18 protein-coding genes are annotated in these 26,783 nt (G+C 43.4%); 10 read left to right on the top strand and 8 right to left on the bottom strand.

The window, feature by feature from the left end; genetic code table 11:
- The gene (locus tag R2S57_RS04740) at positions 1-567 is read left to right on the top strand and encodes a biliverdin-producing heme oxygenase (protein ID WP_316825885.1); all 567 of its coding nucleotides are present in this window, start codon (positions 1-3) and stop codon (positions 565-567) included.
- A 360-nt stretch (positions 568-927) separates the two neighbouring features.
- On the opposite strand, the gene R2S57_RS04745 is transcribed toward R2S57_RS04740, so the two are convergent.
- Complete coding sequence (locus R2S57_RS04745; protein WP_316825886.1) at positions 928-1,275, bottom strand: hypothetical protein; 348 nt, start codon at positions 1,273-1,275, stop codon at positions 928-930.
- 144 nt (positions 1,276-1,419) lie between these two features.
- Here R2S57_RS04745 and R2S57_RS04750 point away from each other — a divergent pair, with 144 nt between their 5' ends.
- Both R2S57_RS04750 and R2S57_RS04755 read left to right on the top strand, forming a co-directional pair.
- The gene (locus R2S57_RS04750; protein ID WP_316825887.1) at positions 1,420-1,740 is read left to right on the top strand and encodes a hypothetical protein; all 321 of its coding nucleotides are present in this window, start codon (positions 1,420-1,422) and stop codon (positions 1,738-1,740) included.
- 161 nt (positions 1,741-1,901) lie between these two features.
- Positions 1,902-2,393, top strand: coding sequence for a hypothetical protein (locus R2S57_RS04755; protein WP_316825888.1), 492 nt, complete (start codon positions 1,902-1,904; stop codon positions 2,391-2,393).
- A 540-nt stretch (positions 2,394-2,933) separates the two neighbouring features.
- Here the strand turns inward: R2S57_RS04755 and R2S57_RS04760 are convergent.
- From R2S57_RS04760 to R2S57_RS04780, 5 genes are all read right to left on the bottom strand, one after another.
- Positions 2,934-4,517 carry a hypothetical protein gene (locus R2S57_RS04760; protein WP_316825889.1) on the bottom strand — a complete coding sequence of 528 codons (1,584 nt, stop codon included), beginning with the start codon at positions 4,515-4,517 and terminating at the stop codon, positions 2,934-2,936.
- Between the two features lie 5 nt (positions 4,518-4,522).
- Positions 4,523-5,971: a M56 family metallopeptidase gene (locus R2S57_RS04765; RefSeq protein WP_316843945.1), complete on the bottom strand. Its 1,449-nt coding sequence runs from the start codon at positions 5,969-5,971 to the stop codon at positions 4,523-4,525.
- Positions 5,972-6,044: 73 nt separating this feature from the next.
- Positions 6,045-6,410 carry a BlaI/MecI/CopY family transcriptional regulator gene (locus R2S57_RS04770; RefSeq protein ID WP_316825891.1) on the bottom strand — a complete coding sequence of 122 codons (366 nt, stop codon included), beginning with the start codon at positions 6,408-6,410 and terminating at the stop codon, positions 6,045-6,047.
- A gap of 332 nt (positions 6,411-6,742) precedes the next feature.
- Complete coding sequence (locus R2S57_RS04775) at positions 6,743-7,393, bottom strand: response regulator transcription factor (protein WP_316825892.1); 651 nt, start codon at positions 7,391-7,393, stop codon at positions 6,743-6,745.
- Positions 7,394-7,482: 89 nt separating this feature from the next.
- Positions 7,483-8,400, bottom strand: coding sequence for an AraC family transcriptional regulator (locus R2S57_RS04780; protein ID WP_316825893.1), 918 nt, complete (start codon positions 8,398-8,400; stop codon positions 7,483-7,485).
- 335 nt (positions 8,401-8,735) lie between these two features.
- On the opposite strand from R2S57_RS04780, the gene R2S57_RS04785 reads away from it, so the two are divergent.
- The 7 genes from R2S57_RS04785 (at position 8,736) to R2S57_RS04815 (ending at position 21,061) form a co-directional block, all read left to right on the top strand.
- A complete protein-coding gene (locus tag R2S57_RS04785; RefSeq protein WP_316843946.1) occupies positions 8,736-11,942 on the top strand; it encodes a TonB-dependent receptor in 3,207 nt (1,068 codons plus the stop codon).
- Between the two features lie 17 nt (positions 11,943-11,959).
- Positions 11,960-13,876, top strand: coding sequence for a RagB/SusD family nutrient uptake outer membrane protein (locus tag R2S57_RS04790; protein WP_316825895.1), 1,917 nt, complete (start codon positions 11,960-11,962; stop codon positions 13,874-13,876).
- A 16-nt stretch (positions 13,877-13,892) separates the two neighbouring features.
- Positions 13,893-15,158: a DUF4959 domain-containing protein gene (locus tag R2S57_RS04795; protein WP_316843947.1), complete on the top strand. Its 1,266-nt coding sequence runs from the start codon at positions 13,893-13,895 to the stop codon at positions 15,156-15,158.
- A gap of 12 nt (positions 15,159-15,170) precedes the next feature.
- Positions 15,171-16,394: a DUF4998 domain-containing protein gene (locus R2S57_RS04800; protein WP_316825897.1), complete on the top strand. Its 1,224-nt coding sequence runs from the start codon at positions 15,171-15,173 to the stop codon at positions 16,392-16,394.
- 593 nt (positions 16,395-16,987) lie between these two features.
- The gene (locus R2S57_RS04805) at positions 16,988-19,171 is read left to right on the top strand and encodes an alpha-galactosidase (protein WP_316843948.1); all 2,184 of its coding nucleotides are present in this window, start codon (positions 16,988-16,990) and stop codon (positions 19,169-19,171) included.
- A gap of 135 nt (positions 19,172-19,306) precedes the next feature.
- Complete coding sequence (locus R2S57_RS04810; protein WP_316843949.1) at positions 19,307-20,185, top strand: ROK family protein; 879 nt, start codon at positions 19,307-19,309, stop codon at positions 20,183-20,185.
- A gap of 693 nt (positions 20,186-20,878) precedes the next feature.
- Complete coding sequence (locus R2S57_RS04815; RefSeq protein ID WP_316843950.1) at positions 20,879-21,061, top strand: hypothetical protein; 183 nt, start codon at positions 20,879-20,881, stop codon at positions 21,059-21,061.
- 162 nt (positions 21,062-21,223) lie between these two features.
- On the opposite strand, the gene R2S57_RS04820 is transcribed toward R2S57_RS04815, so the two are convergent.
- The gene (locus R2S57_RS04820) at positions 21,224-24,049 is read right to left on the bottom strand and encodes a M16 family metallopeptidase (RefSeq protein ID WP_316843951.1); all 2,826 of its coding nucleotides are present in this window, start codon (positions 24,047-24,049) and stop codon (positions 21,224-21,226) included.
- Between the two features lie 61 nt (positions 24,050-24,110).
- Positions 24,111-26,780 carry a MutS-related protein gene (locus R2S57_RS04825; protein WP_316843952.1) on the bottom strand — a complete coding sequence of 890 codons (2,670 nt, stop codon included), beginning with the start codon at positions 26,778-26,780 and terminating at the stop codon, positions 24,111-24,113.
- Positions 26,781-26,783: the final 3 nt, after the last annotated feature.

Here is a 26,783-nt window from a genome sequence, read left to right on the forward strand (position 1 = left end):
ATGTTAAGTACTAATATTAAAGAGGCTACAAAAGCCGAGCACCAGAACCTGGAGAAACAGATTGTTTTAAAACTAAAAGCCATCAGAAGCAATGCAGATTATGCCGATCTGTTAAAACATTTTTATGCTTATTTCAGCCATATTGAAGCAAGCATAAAACCATACATTACCGAATCTATCCTGCCTGATTATGCCCAACGCAGAAACTCCAGCTTTATTAAAGCTGATATTTTAGAACTGGGTGGCGATATCACCGATCTGCCATATACCACTGTACCAAAAATTGAAAATGCTGTAGAGGCATTAGGTGCCTTATATGTATTGGAGGGTTCGATTATGGGTGGAAGCATTATTGTGAAAATGCTCGAAAAAGGCGGGGTAACCAACGGCGTTTCTTTCTTTTCGGGTTACGGCGAAGCCACTGGAATGATGTGGGGCAATTTTGTAACGGTTTTAAATGCACAGGCCAAAACGGAACAGAATGAAGAACAAGCCATTGAAGCTGCAAACGAAACGTTCAAACATTTTGCTTATGTGTTTGAGAAAGTGAATGTGCAACCTGTCTAAACTTCGGTAAGGTAAAATGATCTATGCCAGTTGCTGAGGCACAAAACTGGTATAGATTAAGACTTTTTTTAAGAAATTATAGCAGCAACCTTAAGTTCATCATCTGAACTGACCCTGGATGTCCTGTCGTCTAGTTTTTGGTAAAGCCGTAAAGGGAAGCGGTTAAAAATACATGTTGACAGAAACCTTTCCCATAGACATACGGTAACAACGTAAATACATTTTTTTTGAAATGGTTTGTATATTATTACGGTAGCAGATATGGCATTCACTGATGAATTCAGTATTTGACATTCAGCAAGATTTTTATCAGTTGCTTTGATTTAGGTTATATACTGGATGTATTAATGCGTTGGTTTTTTATGGTTGTTTGAGGTATCCGGTAATAAGCGTATGGGTATGGGGGCTTACTGCCCTTTTGGTATAATTAATCAATTTATGCTGGGATGAATTAAATTTTTCTATAAAGGTAGCCTCAGTACTGCTGAACTTGAGATAGCCCTGCTCAAAGTAACGTTCTTCTATTTCGGCAGAGGAATCTGAAGAACGGAACCACAATTTAACCAGTGAAGATGATAGTTTGTCAAAATATAACCAATGTTGGGGGTTGGAAAGGTCATTTTCTGAAGAAACACCGATAAGCTTGATTTCCATAATCAAGGTTTGTGCATTTTCGAAGAGATAAACTAATTTGTATTGTGTTGGCATCGCTACAAAAATAACAATGGCCCACCTTATATTGATATATAATTATCCACATCGTCCTTCGGAAGTTCAAAAATATTCTCCCTGAGCATCAGTAGCTTATGTTTTTAGGTTTGTGGTTCCGGGCTGTGAGATTAAATTTGTTTTATGACTGTAACAGTACTGGCTATATTAGAGACAGATTTTAAGCCTGAAAAGGCACTTGCCAAGGTGATGAATGAGCGCTTGCAGAGAGCTGCCAAAGAGCTTAGGGATAACCATCTGAAATCACTTTCAGGCAGAGGCTTTTCCGCTGAAGATCTGGTTATCTATCTCAGTTATAATCCAAAATATAAAATCCGTTTCCGGATTGTAAATGATGTGCCGGCAGATATTGAATACATGGTAGCGGAATGCTGCGGCAGATTGGGTTACATTCTCTGGAAGGCCAATGCCGTAGGGGTATCCAGCGAGAATCACGGGCTTTAATTTACCCCTAGGATAATCAGAGGTTGTCATCTGATTGACCGGATGTCTTGTTTGTCGTTTGAGACAACCAAACTGATCAACAATATTTACATTTCTTTTGTGGATGGATATTAATCGCCGCTCTATCTGCCGATCTGTATTTTCGCATTTAAGATAATTTTATGACCGAACTAGACTATCACTTTAAGGATATTTACGGAAACCAGACCTTTTTACGTCTGATCCAGGATGAGTCGCTAGATTTCTGGCTGATCTGTGATGGAGAAATTACCATGGCCAGGATTTCAAGGATTTATGGCACATGGAAACAGCTGTCGGGCGAAATAATTCCAAAAGGGTTGATAGCTGGTGCGGGGACATATATTGAAAAGAACTATTATGAATCTATCCCGTTAAGGATCAAGCAGCGCTGGCCAAGACTCATTACCAAGGCAGAGAAGACTTCTGATGGAGAGGTAATAGTAGTTTGTACTGCACAGGTAAATCTTATATCATTTAAGCCTATTTTTTGCAGACATGTATCGCAGCTGTTTAAAGAAGATGTAAAAATAAATCTCAAGGTCTACAGCCATGATTTTTCACAGGATTTTACTTATAACCTTGATGTCAATGGTCTACGGGAAAAAAGAAAGCTGACAGGCATCTTATACTAGCCTGGGATTATTGACTGTTGATTGTATATTTCATTAACAATGCTTCGTTGTCACTTCTTTAACCGTAAGTCCTTGATAAAAATGCCTACAGATTTTATTTATGATTATTGGTCAATCCTGAGGTGAAATCTGGGATCGGCCAAATGAATCAGAGAATGAATGGTTCTCATTATTTCCAATCTTTTTTATCCATTTTTGGATTATCTGTTTAGGTTGGAATTTGGTCACCTGATATATTCAAAGGGAAGCATTTGGGCTGCATACTCCATCAAAAAAGGGGGTAGAACGATTAGTACCGTAATACCAATATCAATCTGAATACCAACGGAAATATTTTTCAGCGAAAAAATACTGGATGTTTTTGCTTTTGAAGATAAAATAGTCCCGTTCTGCCTGATTGATAAACTGTGGCTGAACGGGACATAGGAGAGGTCGGCGATAATTTATTGGAAAGGTGGGCGATATTTGTATTAAATGTTACCTGCACTTATTGATACAACTTTATTTGCCTGTTTCTTTTGAATATTCCTTTAAAAAAGATTAATTTTTGATGATATCAGATACGTATTTCTTGATCTGTTGTTTATATGCACTTACCTGTTCGGCATTGTTGGTTTTCTCGGCTATCCTTAAGGCTTTTACCAGATACTGCAAACCTTCAAGGTGTTCTCCGAGATTTTGTAATATCAGGTTAAAAGTACTGTTAAAGGTTGCGTTTTCAGGTGAGGAGATCAGGGTACGTGCCGACCACAGCTTTGCGGTTTTTAGTGCAGCAGTATCTCCGTATTTGCTATAATTCCTGCCGATATAGGCTGCGATATCATTCAGCTGTTCATCTGCATAACCGGCTGCTGCATACTGTCCTGCTGTGTAAATAAATTTGTCCCATATTTTTTTATCATTCTCAGCCAGGCCATTCAACCAGGTTGTTTGCAGTATAAGTTTATTCTGTAAAACGAAATCTCCCATGTAGAGGGTCGGCCGGTCGCGGTTATAATAATCATTGGTAACCCTGATCTTAAATTCTTCCGGGTCAATACTTACAAAAGTTTTTTTGCCCGGTGCCACGTAGGCGGGGATCGTTTCGGATATGTTGGGCAGGCGAAGTAAAAGCTGATGTGCGCCATGAAGTGGAATATCCATACTGAAAGTACCATCTGCGTTAACTGGCATCCGTTTTTCAACTGATTGCCGGCCATTTAATGCCCTTAATTCTATCACGGCATCAAATCCTTTTGCAGGAACAAAGTCCTTTACATATCCACTGAAATATGCGGTTCCGGAGGTGGTATCTGCCTGTATGTAATGCTGCAGTTTCCCGTTTTCTGACAACGGTTTTGTGGTTTCGCTAAGATTGCAAAGTTCCAAACTTTTAATGTCCGGGCCCAGGAAAAAGTTTCCTGTAGCCGCATCCATTTTTGCAAAAATGGTTTCTGTTTTTCCTGCATTACTCATGCTGATGGCGAAACCGTCGTTTTCTTTTTTAATATTGCCGTATTCCCAAACTTTACCTTTGTAGGCAATTCTGTTGTTGTAAATGCCGATCAGCCATTCGTTGCTACCGTCGGTTTTTAACCAGTTGCCTTGCATTTCTACTGGTAACCGGTTGTAAAAGACTGTATTGCCGATAAATATATTGCCATAGCGGATGCCGCCCTGCGCACCGAGAGTGTTCCATACCCTTATGGCGACGGAGTTTTTTTGATTGGGTTTTATCAGTTTTGCAGGGATATAGTAAGAACGGTATTTCTTCCACTGGTTCCATTTGCTTGTATCGGCATTATCATTGCCTGGCCGTTTGCTGATGTATAGTTTAAGCGGTTCGCCGTTAAAGAAAACTTCGCAATCATCATCTGCCTGTCCGAGGTTAAAAAAGTAAGTTTCCTGCTCTTTTAAGGTAACCTCTTTTCTGTACCAACCGTATCCCAGGTAGTTTAGGTCCCAATCCCAAATTGGCAATATCCTATTGTCCCAGGCTACGGTGTTTACTTTAGTTTTTGCCCATTTAAGGTTGTCACCTTTTTTAAAGCTCCAGTTGCCATTTAATTCTATTACGTTGTTTTTTTGGCCATGGCAGGCCAGGGCAAGCGTAATACACGCTATGCATACCATAATTTTTTTCATGTGATTTATCTACTTTTTAGGTGGATTTCTAAAACTCCGTTAATGCCCTGGTCACCATATTTACTCGAGGCCTCTTTGCCTGTAATGGTGACGATGCTTTCGATGAAATTGTTGATATTGGCCATTGAGGGCAGGACTCTATTGAGCACTACCTGTTGTTCGTCACTGAGTTTGGTTCCCTTCAGGAAAAATATACATTTAGGTTTATTGGCCGATGACAACATAAATTTCAGCAGTGATTCTGCATTGTTGCTGGCGGTCGGCTGGCGGTCTTTGAACAGTGAGATAACAATGGCACCACTTTTTCCTTTTTCTCCAAAGGCATCCCTGGCTTCTTTTTCCTTTAATACCGTTACAGTTTTTATATCATCAGGGTTGATGAGTTTAAAGTCTGCACAAGTGATTGGTTTACCATCAACTATGCATATCGGCGTGCCTTCTTTACCGTTAATGATTTCCTGTTGATCTGTCGCGGGAGCAGGGCTTTTGGGGGTGTCATCTGAAACGGTTAAAGGCGCCAAAGCCTTTTTCAGTAGCTGTTTTTCACTTTTAACAGGAAGTTCTTCCTTAACGGGATCAGATATATTACTAACCTGTTTTTTTATAAAACTGCCCAGTTTCTCTGTTGACATCGCCTGAATTTTTTCTGCTATGCCAGGTTTTGCAAAAGCAATTATTGAAAAAGTGCTAAGTACAACAATGCAGAGGTATTTCAATGTGGCCCATGGGGCTGAAGGCTGTCTGAGCATCATTTTGATCCGTACACCGAGTTTGCTCTGGTTAAAGGTGTTGGCGATGGAATATATTTTTTCGCCCGCAGCCTTTCTGATGAGCAGTAGCTGATATGCTTTGGCATCAACCCCCTGGCTGATCAGTGCACTGTCGACTTCGAATTCGTGAGTGTCCTTTAATTCTTGGGTCAATAACCGGACCGCCGGATTGAACCAGAATAAGATGATGGTTATTTCGGTGAGTAAAAGATCTAACGAATGGCGTCTTTCAAGATGGATGAGTTCATGTTGTATAATGATCTCAGGGTTACCGGCATACTCTTTTTCCGAAAGAACGATATACCTGCCCCAACTAAATGCAGGGTGTTCCTGGGAGGTAACGGCAATGATGTAATTACCGAAGGGGACGTGTTTTGCTCCGTTTGCCAATTTATATATACGGATAAAATTTATGCCGCTGACGATCAACTGTACCAGAAAACCTATAAAATAGATGCAGAACAGCACTGGATAAATGATGTCGGCAAGCCCGTTGGTAAGTCCCCCCGGTTGCTTTGGCTGTTTGAACAATAACTGCTCGAAATTTTGTACACGGACAGGCAATGCCGCTACACTGGGTGAAGATATGGTTAGCTGCATGGCCGGAATGATCATGGAAGCTACAATGATGCTTAACAGGATAAAACGGTTTACGCGGTGGAAGGTCTCCCTGCTGAGGAACATTTTGTAAGCTAGGTAAAATGCGATCAGGCAAAAGGAGGACTTGATGATGTGAATAAAGAATAGGCCCATAATCTTATTTTTTTTGTTTTTTTTCTACCTCTTCAATTAGTTTTTTCAGTTCTTCAATGCTGATGTTCTCCTCTTCGATCAATGCTGATACCACCCGTTTATATGAGCTGTTAAAATATTTACTTACAACGCTCTGGAGCGTACCACGGTTATATCCCTCCAAAGAAATAGCCGGATGATATTCATGGCTTGACCCAAAGGCTTTGTAACCCAGAAAACCTTTTTCCTGTAAAGAACGCGCCATGGTGGATAGGGTATTGAAATGGGGTTTTGGTTCGTTGTATAACTCTTGTAGCTGTTTAACGAACAATGGGCCGTGTTCCCAGAAATATCCCATTACTTCTTCTTCTTTCGCTGTTAATTTATTCATGGTTCAGTTTATTTTATGTAAATGTAACTATATGATCTAGTTTTGCAACTATATTTTATAGTTTTATAACTATTTTTTGTAGTTTTGTTTTTAATTAGCTGATTTCTAGGTATTTATTCTTTTTATTTTTAACTGAATGATGGATAGCCTATATAAAGGTATTCCTTGTGTAGGATGACTGTGTATATAAGTTTTAATGGCAGACTGAAAATGTCGGAAATGCCAATGTTTGCTATTCTCTTACGAAAAGATTATTTCCAATGCCAGTAAACATTTTTGGAATGACCATCTTTATAATGAATTTAGGGTCTTACCTGTCATGAAGTGGAGGCTCATTTTCTTTCGTATATATTCATTTTTTCAGATAGCTCTATAATACTTTTAATCTTTAACTTCCCAAACATCCGCAGTTTATATGTACTTACTGTTGCCATCTGCAGATTGAGCTTATCAGAAATGCCCTGCACCCCAATACCTTTTATCAGCAGTTCTGCTACCTGCAACTCCCTGTCTGAAAGCCTGATAAAAGGATCGTCGGTTTTACTGCTTATAATGCTGTCAAGCAGACTCTCTTTGACATTTCTGCTTGAATAGCGGCCACCGGCGAGAATTGTGGTTATAGCCACGACGATTTCGGATTCATCTGAGGTCTTTGTCAGATAGCCTGACGCACCTGCTTTTAGGTATGGTACAGCATAAATATTCTCGTTCAAAGATGAAAATACCAGAATTTTTGCATTTGGCTGGATCAGTTTAACTTGACCGATCGTTCCTGTGTTCTGGCCTCCCGGTAAATTTACATCGATAATGATGAGGTCGGGCTGCTTTTCAACCCCTTTTAGCATCTGCTCAAATGTCGGTGCGTGGATGATTTCAACACTGGGCCATAACTCTGAAATCAGCGACTTTAAAGCGCGCCGTATGATTTGATGGTCGTCGGCAACAAGGACGGTTAAGCTTCTTGAGGATTTTTTTGCTTTCATTGTTTATTGATTATTTTGGAAGTAGGTTTAAAATGTGACTCGTTTGGGGATTTCTGTTGTGCTTGATTTTCCGGATAGGCCTGCGAACATTAAAGATGTCTCTTGTGCCTCTTTTTGTATTGGGAAGGGGCAGAGCCGATAATTTCTTTAAAGAGCCTGGAAAAATAATATGGATCATCAAAACCCAACTGGGCACAGATTTCTTTAATACTGTACTCAGTGAAATAGAGGAACTGACAGGCTTTCTGTATTTTCAACTGGTTAAAATAATTGATCGGTGAAGCGCCGGTTTTCTGTTTGAACAGCCTGGAATAATGTGAAACCGAAATATGCTGCTGGTTGGCGAGATCCTCTACCCTGAACTTGGTTTCTATGTTTTTTTTCATATAGGAAATTGAACGGTTTACCTGATCGGTATTGAAGGCTTCGGGATTGATCTCCCGGTAATAGATAAGCGAGCAGATGAAATGCAGAAGACTGACATTCATGACCTCCAGTTCCTTGTCCTCAAAACTGTGTTCGAGAATGGAATAGTTCTGTTCAAAAACTTTTATCCTGTTCTCATCATAGGGGATACTCTGCACCTCAAGCCTCCCGTTGGGTGAAAACCGGCTAAAGATCTGGTCAGCAACCTCCCCTGTAAAGTGTAGCCAATATATACTCCATGGATTTACAGTGTCACTATAGTAGCGGTGACCGGTATTTCTGGGGATAATAAAGTAAGTGTTCGGGAAAAGCGTATAGCAGATCTCTCCCAGATAAATGTAGCCTATACCTTCCACACAGTAGATCAGTATATATTGTGAACTTCCGCTTTTTCTGGTCCGGTCATGTTGTTTTGCCTTTGGGAAGTAACCGATAGCGGTGATGAAAAGATGGCTGATTACGGGATTGGACTTGATCCTGTGCTTGATATTGGGCGGGAGTACAACCATTCGCTGGCCTACAAAGCCTTCCTTAATACCTCTTCGGCTCGCATGTGTACCATCGTCCATCAAATTATCCATGAAAATTTTAATTATGTCTAAAAAGTTAATTTACTCTGTTTTTAAACATATAAATTTTAATTACAGTTATGAAGATATGGCGGGATAGTCCATCATTTTTTGGAATTTATCCATTTTTAGAAAAAGGTTTTACCGATAAGTTTACAGAACCAAATTATAAACTAAGTTATTATGATTGTCATCCCAACCAGCCCTAAAAGGCTGATGCCAAGGTACAGGCCCGACTGTAACCGGTTTTCCGGTAGTTCCCGGATTCTTGCGCCACATGTGTATCTAAAAAATTCCACAGGCTGCAACGCCCAATTATCCTTTATCCCACATTTAATACCGGTTCAATGAAAGAAATCTACTCATCGCTTAAAGGGAGGTATTTTTGCCTGCCCTTACTATCTATGCTTTTTTTGCTTTCTGCAAATATGACTTTTTGTCAGTCACCGGTGAAAAAAGTGATAACCGGTAAGATCACCGATACTGCCGGCCGTCCGATTCCAGGGGTAAGCATCATTAGTGAATCGCAGGCCAAAGTTGGCACCCAGACAGATATGAACGGTCGGTTTTTGCTTGAGGTGACTGTCGGCTCAGTCTTGAAGGTATCCTATGTGGGTTACACAGAACAGCGGATCACCGTAAGTGCATCGACCGAATCGGTTAATCTTAAACTCATCGAGGCCAATCTGTTGGCCGAAGAGGTGGTCATCACTGCGCTCGGACAAAAACAGCGCAGAGAATCAGTTGTAGGTTCGGTAACCACAATAAGGGTAGGGGACATGAAGATCCCCTCCAGTAACCTGACCAATTCACTCGCAGGGCAGGCATCAGGTATTATTGCCTATCAGAGTTCGGGACAGCCCGGACAGGATAATTCCAGTTTCTTTATCCGTGGGGTTACTACTTTTGGTTATAAAGTGGATCCCTTGATCCTTATCGATAACATTGAACTTACCACTAATGACCTGGCTAGGCTGCAGGTCGATGACCTGGCCAGTTTTTCCATTCTTAAGGATGCCAGCGCAACCGCGCTGTATGGTGCAAGGGGTGCCAACGGAGTAATCCTGGTGACCACTAAGCAGGGCAAGATCGGTAAGCCGACCATTAATGTCAGGCTGGAAAATTCAATTTCTGAATCTGCCCAGACCCTAAAACTTGCTGATCCGATTACCTACATGAACCTGTACAATCAGGCATCCCTTTCCAGAGATCCGCTTTTGCCAGTACCCTTCAACCAGGACAAGATCAACAATACCATAAATACTATTAATAGAGCTCCTGGATACAATCCATACGTATATCCTGCAGTGGACTGGCTTGATTTACTGCTGAAGAAACGTACGACTACCCAAAGGGCAAATATGAGTATCAGTGGCGGTACACCTTTTGCGCGCTATTATATTGCCGGATCCTATAATCTGGATCATGGAAACCTTGCAGAGGATGATGCAAACAATAATAACAGCAACGTAAAGTTCCAGAATTATCAGTTGCGCTCCAATGTTAATCTGGACCTGACCAAGACCACCGAAGTGGTATTGAGGTTTTCAGGGACTTTCAGTGAATATACTGGGCCATTGACTGCTGACAATTCGTTCAGCTCCGATGTTTACAAAATAGCAACCCATACAAGCCCCGTGCTTTTTCCCGCTTTTTTTGCCCCGGATGCCGCAAATGCCAATACCCAGCATATCCTCTTCGGTGCACCCTCTGAGATCGGGGTGGCTTACAACAATCCCTATGCTCTTTTGCTAAGGGGGAACAAAAGCTCTTCAGAATCAAGAATGCTGGCCCAGGTCGAGCTCAATCAAAAGCTGGAATTTCTGACCCCGGGACTTGCCTTTCACGGTATTTTCAGTACCAACCGGTTTTCTTATTTTGAATCCAGCCTGGCCTATAAGCCATTCTATTACAATATTGCCAATTACGACAAACGGGCAAATACCTATACCCTGACATGGCTCAACCAGACACCGGGCGATGCTATCGAATACCTTGAATATTTTAAGGGAAATCCGACCATCAGTAATCAGGTATACATGCAGGGAAATCTTGACTATAACAGGCAGTTTGGTGACCATAACGTCTCTGCAACAGCTATATTTACAAGGCAACAGACCGTTTATTCAAATGCAAACCTGCTTGTTGATGCACTTCCCCATAGAAACATGGGACTCGCCGGAAGATTGGCCTATAATTACGGTAGTAAATATTTTGCTGAATTCAATTTCGGATACAATGGTTCAGAAAGGTTTTCGGATGATCACCGGTATGGCTTCTTTCCCACTATCGGGGCAGGATGGCTGGTCTCTAACGAAAAATTCTTTAAACCGCTTTCCGGAATTTTTTCACGCTTCAAGCTGAGGGGAAGTTACGGCCTGGTGGGCAATGATGCCATCAGTGACAGACGCTTTTTCTACCTGTCTGATGTGGACCTCAATGGAGGGGCCTATGCAGCTTTCGGTACCAATGGGGGCTATAGCAAAAACGGGGTATTTATCCGTAACTACGCGGATCCGAATGTTACCTGGGAAACATCCAGACAGGCAAACGTAGCACTGGAATTTACCGTTTTAAAAAGCTTGAACATAACAGCGGAGGCTTACAATTATAACCGTTATAATATCCTTCAGAGACGTTCTTATATACCTACCACAGTGGGTCTTGAATCGGACATTTATGCCAATCTTGGAAAAGCGAACTCCAAAGGTATCGACCTTTCGGCTGACTATAAGCAGAATTTCGGTCGCAACCTGTCCATTACCGGCAGGGGTAATTTTACACTGGCGACCGACAAATATACATTTTATGAGGAGCCGACTTACGCAGAGCCCTGGAGACAGTTTACAGGCCAGCCGATACGCATCGGTTATGGCCTGGTCGCCGAGCGTCTTTTTGTCGATGATGCAGAAGCACAATCTTCTCCAACCCAGATATTCTCCACCAATGGCAAGGCGCCTAAAGGCGGGGATATCAAGTACCGGGATCTCAACGGGGACGGGCGCATAGATAACCTTGATCAGACTTTTCTTGGCTACCCGCAGGTTCCAGAGATCGTTTACGGCTACGGAATATCTGCCCGTTACAAGAATTTTGATCTTTCCGCATTTTTTCAGGGACAGGCAAGGGTATCCTTTTTTATCAATCCCAATGCGGTCAGCCCCTTTGTACAGAGCACAGAAGCATATATATATGGAAATACACAGCTTATACAGCAGTTCGCAGATAGCCATTGGTCCGAAGGAAACCAGGACCTGTATGCCCTTTATCCCCGTATGGGCATAAACCGTGCTGATATAGAGAACAATCTCCAGGCAAGTACCTGGTGGTTGAGGAGCGGTTCGTTCCTTAGGTTAAAATCAGCTGAAATCGGTTATACTCTCCCCACTGAACTGACCAGAAAACTTAGGCTGAGAAGCTGTCGGGTTTATTTTAATGGACTGAACCTGGTTACCTGGAGCTCATTTAAACTTTGGGACCCGGAACTTCTGGGCAATGGATTTAATTACCCTATACAGCGTGTCTTCAATGTTGGACTGAACATCAATCTATAAACCAAAAGATAAAGATCATGAAACTACAATATAAACAGATCGGCCTGGCAGTTTTGACATTAGTCTGCTCTGCTTCCTGCAAAAAATACCTGGATGTTACACCCAACAATGTGGGTACCCTTGACTATGCGTTCAGAAACAGGAACGAGGCAGAAAATTACCTTTTTACCTGCTATAATTCATTACAGTTGCTTAATGACCTTTCCAGGAGCCCGGCTTTTACAAGCTCTTCGGAAATCATTTATCCGCTTGATCTCCAGAGTCATCCTTTCGATGAGACAGGGTTTAACCTGATTACAGGAACACAGAGCAGCGGGAATCCCGGACTGAACTTCTGGGATGGTACCAATAACGGCGTCGGAATGTTCAAGGCCATAAGAAAATGCAATACGATGTTGGAGAATATCGATAAACCTATCGATCTCTCTGCAACTGAAAAGGCCAGGTGGATAGCTGAGACAAAATTCCTTAAAGCTTACTTTAATTATTACCTGTTGAGATTGTACGGGCCTATTCCCATTGTAGATGTAAACCTCCCCGTGGAGGCCAGTCCCGATGAAGTAAGGGTGAGACGCTCCTCTGTTGATGAGGTAAGCGCCTATATTGTTAGACTTCTTGACGAAGCCATACCGGATCTTCCAAGGTCTATTGAAAACCAGGCCCGTGAACTAGGAAGGGTGACCCAGCCGGCAGCACTGGCGATAAAGGCAGAACTACTGATGACCATGGCCAGTCCGCTCTTTAACGGAAATCCGGATTATGCAAATTTTAGGGACAAAAACGGTGTGCAGCTTTTTCCTGCCGCTTACGACGCCAGTAAATGGCAAAAGGCAGCGGTAGCCTGTAAGGCTGCAATCGATGCCTGTGAGTCTGCTGGATTAAGATTGAATGATAATTTTGTTCCCGCACCGAATGTATCCAACCTTCCGGATTCGCTCAAAAGAGTGCTTACCACGCAAAATGCACTTACCCAGACTTGGGATACCAATCCTGAACTGATCTGGTCGCTGAGCAATATATGGCATGGACAGGAATATGTGATCCCAAGAATGACACAGCGCGCCAATCAGAACGATTCACAGAACCCGGCCTACTTTGCCGTTCCCATCAACACCACTGAACTTTTTTACAGCAACAAAGGTGTGCCGATCAATGAGGACATCAACTGGGATTTTGCCAATCGCAATCAACTGCGTACCGGAGATGCTGCAAACCATTGGTATATCGCCCAGGGATATCAGACCGTGAAGGCCAATTTTGACAGGGAACCGAGATATTATGCAGATTTGGGCTTTGATGGCGGGATCTGGTTCGGTAACGGGGTGCTCGATGCAAAGTTGTCAAGAGGTGTAGAGGCAAGGGGTGTTTTTTCACTTGCAGGACCAAAAACCAATCAAAAACGTAACCTTACCGGCTATTGGCCAAAAAAACTGGCCAATTACCTGACTGTTTTCGATGACGGCTTCCAGTGGGTGGATTTTTCCATGCCGATAATGCGCATGGGCGGGCTTTATCTGCTATATGCTGAGGCACTCAATGAAGTGAACGGGCCGAATGCAGAAGGAATAGCGCTGATCGATAAGATCAGGGCACGCGCAGGTCTGGATGGGGTAGTTGATTCATGGAGGCTGAACTCCAGAAATCCATCCAAACCTTCAACCAAAGAAGGACTCAGAAGTATCATACACCAGGAAAGAAGGATAGAACTATGTTTTGAGGCACAGAGCGGATGGGACCTGAGGCGGTGGAAAGAACTCCAGGAAGTGCTGAGCGTACCGCTCAAGGGATGGAGCATATACGAGGATCAGGCAGTCAATTATTACAGGGCCAGAAATATCCTCACTCCGGTATTCAATACCAGGGATTATCTTTTTCCTATATCAAGCACATCGCTGGTAGTCAATAACAATTTAGTTCAAAACCCTTTTTGGTAGTTATAAATCAATACATATGAATTATTTAGAAGATATTAAACGGTGCCGCGCCGTTCGCCCGTTTCAGCTCCTGATCTGGATACTGGTCATTACAGCATCCTGCCTGCTTTCCTGCAAAAAAAGCGACGGGGATAGGGAACCGCTGTCATCCGATACCGCGAAACCCGGACCGGTCAGCAACGTAACGGTTAAAAATTTTAATGGAGGCGCAGTGATCAGCTATGCCCTTCCAAGTACAAACAACTTACTGTATGTGATGGCGGAGTATAAAATCAACAATACTGTTGTCAGGCAGACTAAATCGAGCTTTTTTCTCGACACTATCCGTGTTGAGGGTTTCCAGAGAAGTCAGGACTACACCGTAACACTTCATGCAGTCAGCAGGGCAGAGGTCAAGTCAGACCCTGTTGTTGTTACCGTACATCCGGACATTCCTTATTTTCAGCTGATCAGAAATTCACTCCGGATCACCCCGGATTTTGGGGGCATCAACATTAAGGCAGATAATCCGGCAAGACGTTCGGTCGGTCTCAATATGATTGCCATTGAACCGGCAAATAACAGACTGGAAATCCAAAACCAGACTTTTCTCAATAGTGCCAGTATCGATTATTCAATCAGGGGCTATGAAGCGGTAGAGAAAAAATTCGGTGTTGCCGTTACCGATCAGTTCGGGAATGTCTCTGATACCCTGTTTGTCGATCTTACCCCGCTTCATGAGGAACTGTTGGATAAAAGCAGGTTCTCGGTGTATCGCCAGTTTACAGATGCTACCATCGGTTATGGATGGGAAGTTCCCTTTTTGTGGGACGGACTGACTACCGAAGCCGGGGGCACCAAGGGATGGCATACCACCGTTGGTCCGCTTCCAAAAGCGATGCAGGTAACATTTGCGGTGGGTAAATTATATAAGCTTAGCCATTTTATGCTATGGGCGAGGCCCAGTGCTTCATATGGGTATGGAAATCCGCGGGATTTTACGGTTTGGGGATCCTCAAAAGATAATCCGCAGGATGCGGTAACACCAGGGGGAAGTGCTGTGGGGACAGTTTCAGGTGACTGGGTAGTGCTTGGGGATTATCATTTCCCTAACCCACCGTCGGGACTTTTGCCCGGCAATACCAACGCAGCTGATGCACAGTTTATCAATAACGGCGTAGACTTCAATGTTCCGTTCAACAGCCCGTCAACAAAATACATCCGCTTTGTCATCAAGGATACCTGGGGAGGAACGGATTATGCACACATGATGGAATTATCTTTTTATGGTATTGCACAATAAATATTTAAAGAAATGAATGCTAAATTGAAAAATATATTGTCACTATGGCTACTGACGGCCATTTTTGGGGCAGGATGTTCTGATAAGGACCAGAAATATAAAGAGCTTTTGGGAGATGGCGAAATTGTGTATCCGGGCGTGATAGCCAAGCCTGATTTCCGCGCCGGGAACTTAAGGACCCAGCTGGTATGGAACCCCAGCCCGGATCCGAATATCCAGCGTTATGTCATCTATTGGAACAATAACCTCGATTCACTCGTTGTACCTGCTACCAGGCTCGCCAGTACCGATACTGTCAAAGTGATCGTGCCTAATTTAAGGGAGGGTACTTATTCTTTTACCGTTTATTCCCATGACAAGAACGGACATGTGTCCATACCCATAAACATCAATGGTGTCCGTGTTTTCGGACCGATATACCAGAGCGGGATTTTTAACCGTGGATACAATGCAGATACCCCATATGTGGTTAACCTTGCAAACGGTTCGGTCCAACTGAAATTCAACAGGCCCGATTCAATCAACCTGGGGACCACCATTTCCTATACCGAAAACACGGGCGCAGTAAAATCTGTTGTGCTCAGCCCTGATAGTAACCAGATCACATTGAAGGATTTTGGTTTTGGGACTTCTATTACCTATCAATCATCCTATATCCCACTTAGGGGGGGGATAGACATCTTTACCGTGTCGGCCCCAAGTACTTATCCGGAAGTGAGAAGGATAGGTGACGTTACCTCTTTCTATATCAAGAATCCAGGTGCGCCGTTTTTAAGAAGTGATAACGGTACCGGAAAATGGGGACTTCCCAAAGACTGGCAGTATAATGCCAATGCGGTCAACCAGAATAATGATACAGGCGGGGGATGGTCAACTGATGGGGGTGGGGTAATCCATCTTGAATCAAAAAACTGGGGAGATGCCGGACTGGACAATGCAAAGGTGTATCAGTCGGTTACCTTGCCGCCAGGATCTTATGCATTTGACTGTCTTACACAAGGTTATGGTGGAACATTTAATGTTAATATCGTAGTGGCCCAGGGAACCGTAATGCCCGATATCACCAACCTGGGTGGCGTGCTAGCAAGGTTTCAGGGGAATAACGGGAATTTGGGTGGCACCCATACCCTCAACTTTACACTGACACAGAGTACGACTGTTGTGCTGGGCTGGGTGGCCAGTTCCGATGTATTCACCTACATCCAGTTCAAAAGCGTTAAGCTCCGTAGCTTATAATGATTGACTGAAATACCAATAAATATGGCTTTAAACGTTATTCGATTTATCCTTATTATTTTAACGTTTCTAAGTCTGTCCATTTCCTGAACTACAGGAACCAGCTCCCGGAGTCTCCATATAGGAAACACCGGGATCCTGGTTTGGATGGTTGGACCGAGATGCCCGGTAGGGTGGACTATATAACCAGGGTTGTTCAAAGCCATTTTTGGAGGTCCGCGTTTGTCCTTAGTTTAACAGTGGTTTGGAAAAGCACCCGTTTTGGCAACAGATATAAAGGGCTGGCAAAGTCTGTCCTGGCCATATTTTTTGACTGTCACAAACCTATATACACCCCCAAAAATGTGATGGGATTTTCCGGGGTTTTGTGGTGTCAATCGCAAAGGGGATATATAAATGAACATGAATATGGGATGCTTTGAAGGTCTGCGCAGAAGAGGAAAGGGCATGAAGATGAAAAAATAAGCATATCAGTCTACCCCTCTGTCAACCGTGCCAGTCAAGGCCATATCTAATGCAAAGATCTTGATTATGCTTGAGGTTGCAGTATCCAGAGTTTCACAGATCCAATTACTTTAACCGACGAACAATATATGAAATTCACAATACCGATAACCTCTTTTCTTATGTGTATTGCAACTATTGCCACGGCACAGGAAGTTACCATTCCCATTGAGACCAGGGACAATGCAGTGGTGCTCCGGGCTGATAGGGATAAAAATCTCGCAATGATCTACTTTGGCCCGAAGCTGATGTTCAGCGACGAATATATTCAAACAACCAGCGTTTTTAAACAGGCAACGGATTATTCGGGGGTGCTTGATGCTGCCTATACAGCTTCAGGTTCAAGAAACCTTGCCGAGCCGGCCATTACCGTTAAACATGCCGACGGGAACAGTTCTCTTGATTTAAGATACGTCAGACATACGGTAGAGAAAGAGAACAGTGATGTGAGCCTGCTTACTGTCCTGCTCAGGGACCCTATTTATGATTTCGAAGTGCAACTGTTTTATAAATCGTATTTTAAGGATAACGTAATCGAGCAGTGGAGCACCATCAGGCATGGGGAAAAAGGAGATGTACTGCTTGAAAAATTTGCTTCTGCCAACCTCCACCTTAAATCAGAGCGATTTTACCTCACCCAGTACCATGGGGACTGGGCCCGGGAGATGCAGCCTGAGGAATCCAGGATTACCCACGGGATCAAAACACTCGACTCAAAACTAGGCACACGTACAAATCTTTTTCAGCCCTCGGTATTTATGGTATCCATGGGCAGCCCTGCTACAGAAAATGAAGGTACTGTGCTTTTTGCTGCCACAGAATACAGTGGCAATTTCAGGACTGATCTTGAGCTTGACCATCAGGATAATCTTAGGATTATCTCCGGGATCAACAACTATGCTTCTACTTATTCGCTTAAGCCGGGTGAGCGTTTTGATACCCCGGTATTCCTTTATACCTTATCATCAAAGGGGAAAGGAGAGGCAAGCAGGAACCTGCAGTCCTGGGCAAGGAATTATAAGCTCCTGGACGGTAAAGGTGACAGGCTGGCGCTGCTGAACAACTGGGAGGCTACCTATTTTGATTTTGATGAACAGAAACTTTCTGTACTGCTCCGGGATACCAAAAAGCTTGGCGTGGATATGTTCCTGCTTGATGACGGATGGTTCGCAAACAAGTTTCCCCGGAACGGCGATACTGCAGGCCTGGGTGACTGGGAGGAAAACAGAAAAAAATTGCCCAACGGTATTGCCTCCCTAGTCAGGGAAGCCGGTGCAAACGGTGTTAAGTTCGGGATCTGGATAGAGCCTGAAATGGTAAACCCCAAAAGTGAACTCTATGGCAGACATCCGGATTGGGTGGTTAAACAGCCTAACCGGGAGGAGTTCTACTTCCGTAACCAACTCGTGCTTGACCTTTCCAATCCCGCTGTACAGGATTTTGTATTTGGTGTGGTTGACGGGCTGTTCTCCAAAAACCCAAAACTGGCCTATATCAAATGGGACTGTAATGCAGTTATATATAACGCCTATTCCGCCCATCTGAAAAACCAGTCGCACTTTTATATCGAATACATGAGGGGCCTTTATGCGGTGCTTGAAAAAATCAGAAACAAATATCCAAGGGTTCCGATGATGCTTTGCTCAGGCGGTGGAGGACGGGTAGACTATGCAGCCCTGAAATATTTTACGGAATTCTGGCCCAGTGACAATACTGATCCACTCGAAAGGATTTTTATGCAGTGGGAATATTCATATTTCTATCCGGCTATGGCCAGCTCCAACCATGTTACCGACTGGGGCAAGCAGCCTATAAAGTTTAGGACTGATGTGGCAATGATGGGAAAACTTGGCTTTGATATCGTAATCGCCAACCTAAATGAAAAGGATCTCAAATTCTGTCAGGATGCGGTTAAGAACTACAATGAACTTAAGTCCATTATTTATCAGGGCGACCAGTACCGGCTTTCTGACCCAAGGTCTGCTAGCGTGGCTTCCATGCTCTATCTCAGCCCGGATAAATCTTCCGGTGTCATATTCAGCTTTCTGGTGAACAGCCGGTACGGGGAAGGGAGCCGTTTTCCGGTCAAACTGTTGGGGCTTGATGCCGGTAAACGTTATAGATTCATTGAAACAAACCTTTTTCCAGGGACGGGTTCAACCATAGATGCCCAGAAGGTTTATTCTGGGGATTTTCTGATGAAGGTAGGATTTAACCCGGATATCAGCTCATCCAGGACCAGTGCCATAATCAGGCTTGTTGAAGTGAAATAGTCTGTTTTAAAGGAAATAAACAGCGTGGATTAGGGAAGTTTTATGAGCGTCCACATCCATCATAAAAAGAAAAAACGGGAGTCAGACAGACTCTTGTCAGATAAAACATGTAAACCAGTTTAAAAGAGATAAGTTGTGAAAAATATTGTTTTAGGTGTTGATATCGGAGGTTCACACATTACCTCCTCACTCATTGACCTGGATGCCAAAAAAGAGATTCCTGAAAGCCATGCACGAGACCGTGTGGATTCCGGCGCTGGGGCCGGGGCCATACTGGATGCCTGGGCCGCTGTAATGCGGAAATCGATAGGCTTTGCCCCATCCAAACTACTTGAGATCGGCATTGCCATGCCAGGCCCCATGGATTATGATAGGGGGATATGTTACATCAAAGATCAGGATAAATATAGGACGCTCTACGGGCTTCATCTCAAAACGATGCTTGCAGAACGCCTGGGAATCCTCCCGTCCTCTATTTATTTTAAGAATGATGCTGCCTGTTTTCTTAAAGGGGAGATTTTCAGTGGCAGCCTTGTAGGATTTGAGGATACAGTCGGGCTTACCCTGGGCACCGGACTTGGAAGCGCATATACTGTCAATGGTGAGGTCGAGGATGCAGGACTATGGCAGATGCCTTTTCTGGAGGGAATAGCGGAAGACTACCTTTCCACAAGGTGGTTCGTTAAACGTTACTTTGAGCTGAGTGGGACAGTGGTCAGGGATCTGAAAGAACTTGTCTCTGAGCAGATCGGTTCTCCTCATTTTACTGAGATATTCGCTGAGTTCAGTTATAATCTTTCCCTGTTCCTTTATAAGTTCATCAGAAAAAAAAATACGACTGCAGCGGTGATCGGTGGAAATATTGCACTTGCCCAAGAGTATTTTCTGGAAGATACAAGAAAACAGTTAAAGGAAATGATGGGATACAGTTTCCCTGTTCAGCATACATTGTTAGGGGAAGGGGCTGCGTTGATCGGCGCAGGAGCTGCGCGCTCACCAGCGGGACGCAACTGATCATGTGGGATATGGATTGTCTCCAGGGGCCTTTTCAGGAATCCCTGAGATCATTTTTACCATTATCATGTTCTTAGATTATTTCAGGGATATTGTAAACTTGATTCATTTCATATTGCCAATTATTTAACCGTTATTTCTATCCACCTGAAATTTTACTTTTAACATATCTGAGTTTTGCGAAGTGCAAAAAGAAAACTTGGGAGTCTGCCCGGGGAAATGTTCATATATAGTCCCCTTACAGGGGATAGGTTTTTCCGGGGATGGCTTTAGCTGTCATCTGCATTCTGGAAAGCTTTGATTTTAAAATTGTTAAGAGGTGATATAATGCAGCTGTCATACCGAAACTGGCCAATCAGAACAGTAAGAATGGATACTTGGTTTATGCAGAGAGTGATGACAGTAAGAATAGGAAAGTAGTCAGCAAAAGGGATCATTTTATTATCCGACAGGCTGGAGGGTATAAAAACGTTGGTTTTCAGGGGTGAGATGAGAGAATAAAGGATTATATTTAGATATGGGAAAAACAGAAATCATTATTTTAAGCATTATTATTCTTATGCCTCTGGCAGGCCCTGTTTGATTTAAGCCAACATGTGGTTGATCGGATGCGCCATTTTATAGGGGTGATGATTATAATATTTATACCCTTTTTCGGTCCGATCGCTTACCTGATCTACTCCCGCGTGAAATATGAATATAAGGATTAGTCTTGAGTTCCTTGAACGGGATCCTGGGAAATACCGGTTTTTTAATGATATCATCAATGCAGGTACTGATCCCTATGCTTATGAAGGTTTTGGTATATGTTTTGCCATTATGTATTTGGGAAATGATAGTGGAAATATCACACAAGATGTGGCGGTAACATCTTGATAATTGCGTAATCGATATTTATCTGGATTATTAAACTGAGCATATATGGGCTCCATGCCTGTTGCCACCTTTACCATTGAAAAAACAGCGGGCAGCATCCACCGCCCGCTGAGTCATCACTAACTATTACCTGAATTGAATTCATGCGTAAAAGCATCTTATTTATTTACCGGAGTTTACCGATGGAAGCAAAATAAATTTGATCAGGTTGTCCCCACTCAGATATTTATTTGCGGTAGCTTTGATGTTGTCCGGCGTTATTTTACCCAACAAACTGCTATAGCTATTGTTAACATCGAAATTTTCACCGGTCTGTAAGCAGTTGGTCAGATAGTTTAACCAATAACTGTTGGTATTCACAGAGGTTTCCCATTGTCTGCGCTCTTCAGCAACAAACTTTTCGACATTCACGATCGGCGGCCCCTCTGTTCTGAGTTTTTTGACCTCATCCAGGGCAGATGCAATTAATTTATCTACGTTTTCAGGTGAACAGCCAAAGGAAATTCCGAAGGTATAGGTCGGCTTAGGGAATTTTCCAACCGAATAGCTTGCTGATGGTGAATAAACACCGCCTTCTTCTTCCCGAAGTCTTTCTGTCAGCCTGATGCTCAATACTTCTTTAAGTGCGCTTAAGCTGATGTTGTTTTTTAAATTGTACTCATAAGGGCCTGAAAAGATCAGTTCCACTGTAGCCTTTGGTTCACTGCCCTTATAGACTGTTTTTGATATTTGGCCGCTCGGAATGGCGATGTTCAGGTCTTTTGCGCGGACTGTTTTGTTTGTGGATGGCAAAGCCCCAAGGTATTCTGCGAGCAATGGCTTGATGCTGTCCACATTAAAACTGCCCACAAAAGTAAAGGTAAACCCGCCTGCGTCTGCGAAACGTTCCTTGTAGATTTCATAAGCCCTGTCAAGGTTGATCTGTTCGATCTTCGCAATGCTTGGACCGGTACGGCGTATATTGTTGCCGCCCATTACTGCAGAAATGGTATCCTGGAATACGCTGCCGGGGTCATCGCCACGGTTTGCAAGTGATGCCTTTGAGCGGGTGATGATACTTTCAAATTGTGCCCTGTCCTTTCGTGGCTCTGTAAAGTAGCCATATAACAGTTCCATCGCCATTGGCAGGTCCTGGGGAACAGCATAACCGGTTACTGTTTGGTTGCGTTCACTGATACCCGTACGGACAGATAGATTTCGTCCTGTGAGGAATCTGCCCAGATCGGTCGCGTTGTAATTTCCTACCCCGAAACCGTTGATCAGAGCGGATGAATTTGCTGCTGACTGATAATCAGCATCCGGATAAAGTGAACTTCCCCCTGAAGAAAACCCGCTGAATGAAATTTCATTTGTTTTGTATTGGGTCGGTTTGAGTACGATACTGACGCCATTACTCAGCTTTAAACTGGTAAAGCCCATCTTAATGTCTTTTTTTTCTGATATTATTTTTCCTCCGGTCCGCTTGCCGGCCAACAGGCTTTTTGAGTTCGCTTCTTCGGTGTATGGAGTGAGGGTTTCCGATTCAACCGAGGCGATCCATTGATTTAAGGTGGCCTCATCGGGTACCTCAGTCTTATCTTTGTCGGGGCTCATTATTAAAATGTCCCTATCTGTATCTTTAATGTAGTTTTTGGCGAGACTATTAAGCTCTTGCAGGGAAATTCCCGGTAACAGCTCTTTTATCAACCTGTTTTCGGCTTCCAGTCCCGGGGTTGCCTGTCCTTTTAAAAAGTGTTGCAGATAAGCATCTACATAGCTTTGTGATGGCATTTTGTCTTTTTCCTTATAGACTGCCTCAATCCGGCTATTGTAGTTCATTTTTGCCCGGGAAAGCTCCCCTTGGGTAAAACCGAATTTTTTTGCCCTAAGACTTTCCCTCCAAACAGATTTAAATCCTTTTTCGAGATTGTCCCGCCCTGGTTTGGAAATCACATTGACAGCAAAGACATCGAATCCAGCGAACAGGGGACCGATGCTTGCACTTCCCTGGAGGAATTCGGGTTCCGGTTTACGGGATAATTCGTTATAACGGCCAGCAAGCATCTGGTTTACCAGCGAGCGCCCGATCGATAGCCTAAAATCTTCAGCAGTTTTCAGCTCTGAAGCTGTATGTTTCACCATCACCTGAACGATGGTAGCAGTCATCTCTTTATCGCTGACAGCAATAACCTGGTTTTTGCCACTGAGCGTTCCGCTGTATTTTATTCTCTGTTTTTCATGAATTGGATTTTTAAGATCGGAGAATTTTGCCCTGATTTCCCTTTCCATCGCATCTACATCGATATCCCCAACAATAATTACTGCCTGAAGATCAGGTCTGTACCAGTCTTTGTAAAAGGAGCGTAAAGTGTCCGGACTAAAGGTCTTCAGCACCTCGTCGGTTCCAATCGGCATTCTGCTGGCATACTTTGACCCATTAAGCAGCTTAGGAAAATATTCGTTCTGCATCCGCTCCTTGGCCCCTTTGCCAAGTCTTTTCTCCTCCAGGATGACACCTCTTTCCTTATCGATTTCTGAAGTTTCCAGCGTAAGGTCCTGAGCCCAGTCGCGCAGGATCTGCAATCCGTTTTTAACAATTTCAGGATCATCGGTTGGCAAAGGCAGCTGGTATACCGTCTCATCAAAACTTGTATAGGCATTGATGTCTGCGCCGAACCTGACACCCGCTTTTTGCAGATAGTCGATTAGCCTGTTTTTAGGGAAATGGGCAGTTCCGTTGAAACTCATGTGTTCCAAAAAGTGGGCAAGCCCCCTTTGCTGCTCAGTCTCCAAAATAGATCCGACTTTATTGGCCAGATAAAATACTGCCCTGTTTTTGGGTTCGGTATTGTGCCTGATATAGTAAGTGAATCCGTTGGCCAGTTTGCCTGTACGTACTGCAGGGTCCAGTTGCATTGGACCTGTTTGAGCAAAGCTACTTAGGCCGCCCGCCCATAGGAGTAATATGGTTAGCAGCTCCTGCCGCTTAAAGGTTCTATATATTTTCATTTTGCATGTTTTTTAAGAAAGTTTTTTTTCCGGTATTCTAATATAATATCCGGGGTTGTTCTTAGAGCATTTCCAATATCCCCTCATTTTCAATGATCATCATTCCCTGCCGGTCGGAGGTGATGCCCTCTTTTAGCTGATAGGTATAGCGGGGTATCTTTCCTTCCATCACCGTAGGTAAATAGGCAAACTGTATGTTTTCATCAGTTTGATCCAGCGCATCGCCAACTTCGATAATATGGGTGGATACGATATAAAAACACTTTTTGTACCTGGCAAATGCTGCTGTCACCGACAGTGTTCCATCATAAGCATCCTTCACATTGGTGCCTTTGAAGAGTTCATCAAAGAGTACTATAAGATTTTTTCCTTTGCTAACCTGCTCTGCAACAGTTTTAACCCTTAACACTTCGGCATAAAAGTGACTGTATCCCATGTTCAGATCATCATGAACATTGATGGAGGAGTAAAGCCCCTCGCGGACAGAGAATTCCATGTCTTTTGCTGCAACCGGGAAGCCCATGTGGGCAAGGTAAACCGCGACGCCCAATGCTTTCATCAGGGTTGATTTTCCCGCCATATTTGCCCCTGTCAAAAAGATCATGTTCTTTTGGCCGTCAAAGGTTACGGGATTTGTTGTGCCATTTATCAATGAAGGATGCCATAAAGCACTAGTCTTCATTTTATTATGGTTTTTGGGTAACGCGCTTGCATAAGAAAGCCCCCGTTCATTTGCAATACCGCTTACAGAGATATAAACTTCCAATCGATAAAGACTATTTAGAACGGTTTCCATCTGATTGTGGAGCGTGTTTTTCAACAGATGGTCGTAGGCAGCGACTTTCATCAAGCTGAAATGTTTTACTTTCCGTTCTGCTGTGATCCACTCCAGCCGTGGGTCGGCAAATACTTCTAGCAACTTTTGTAACTCTACTGTATATGGATTAGTGTCCTGTTTTTTTATTTCAATGAGAAAGTCCCGGAAACAATTCAAAACCTCCACAGTTGCAAGCAGGCCCTGTTCGATTAGATTGAATTCAGGATCCCGCAGAAATGAATGTTGGAATTTTTTAACTATTAATCTAGCCAATGCAACTGAGTAAATACCCGCCGTACCCGAATTCAGATATGCTTCTGCTATTTTAAATACTTCCTTGTCAACTGGAAATTTAAAACTTAGATCCGTAAAGAACCGGAAAAGATTACTGCGGGAATTTATTTCTTCGTGACCAGTTAGGGGCTTGTGAAACATTTGTTCGAGCAACCGGCCGCCACCTTTTGTCTGAACCTGATTGAAAAGGTTATAAATAGAATTTGATTTATATTTACCCAGCAGGTTTAGGTCCTGAAGGGTTTGCTTGTCAGCGATAAAACCCTCATTTTCTTGTTCTGTTGTTGCCTCGAGGTTCCCCTCAAGCCCATCTCGCAGGGTTTCAAGAATTTTCTCATTGTTGATAATAATCATGCCATGGCGGTCTTCGGTTATGCCTGCTTCTAATTTGTAAGTGTAAACTGGCTTTGTCCCGTTCATGATGGTTGGCAAATACACAAAATTAATATTTGGGCATCGTTCTCTAAGCGTATCGCCGGCTTCAACAATGTGTGTCGAGATCACAAATACACTATTTCGATTCCTCGCAAAAGCTTCCGTAAAAGCAATTGTTGCTTCTGCTGCATCTTTGACATTTGTTCCACGGAACATCTCATCAAAAACGACAAACAGTCTCCGGTTCTTCAATTCCTGAGAAATCTTTTTAACCCTCAATACCTCGGCGTAAAAATGACTGGCACCCATGCCTAGATCATCCGGTAAGTTTATTGTGGTATAAATACCGCCCATTACCGCAAACTCCATCTTCGCTGCTGCAACCGGAAATCCCATATGGGCTAGGAACATAGCGACACTGAGCGATTTCATGAAAGTCGACTTGCCAGCCATATTTGCTCCCGTCAGAAAAATAACATTTCCTTCTGGCGATATCCGGATATCGTTAGGTATAGCATGTTCAACCTGTGGATGATACAAGCCGTTTATGCATGTCATGCGCACATCTTGGGGCAATGCAGTCGGATAACTGAAGTTACCTTCGCGTGCCACCCTTCCAACAGTGAGGTACACATCCGCATGATAAAGGTAATTTAATAGTCTATCAACGGCGTCGCGGTTGCGAAAACGAAGCAGGTCGTCGAACTTAACTAATGCACCAAATGTGAACTTTGCCTTATTCTCAAGTAAAGACAGAAAAACTGGCTGTGAAAGCAACGCCTTTGTAGCCTCCAGCTCACGATTATACTGGTTATTACCTTTCTGCGGTAGCTTGCCAAGAAACTCCTGGGTCAGGTTTAATAATGTAAAAATACCCTCTATTCCATTTTTAATCTGCGTAGTCATCAGGTCCCTGGCTAGGGCATTCGAAAACTTTTTGGCAACAGTATCGTCTTCAGCAGTCAGTTTGGTGCGCACATCTGTGTTCTCCATATAAACCTGAACCGCATCGAGAACGGAACTTTGAACGGGAAAGCTCAAACTGCTATCAGAATACTGCCTGATAATCTCTGTCCGATTGTTGATCTCTTCAGCATCGGATAGGGGATATTGGAACATCTTTTCTAATACCGATGCACCGCCTCTTGTTGCGCAAACATTAAAAATGCTGAAGATTGAATTACTTCCATGCCTGCCAAAAATGTTCAGGTCGTCCAATGTTTGCTTGTCTGTGTTGAATGTCATCAG

This window comes from Pedobacter psychrodurus, assembly GCF_032678585.1.
GTDB lineage: Bacteria > Bacteroidota > Bacteroidia > Sphingobacteriales > Sphingobacteriaceae > Pedobacter > Pedobacter psychrodurus_A.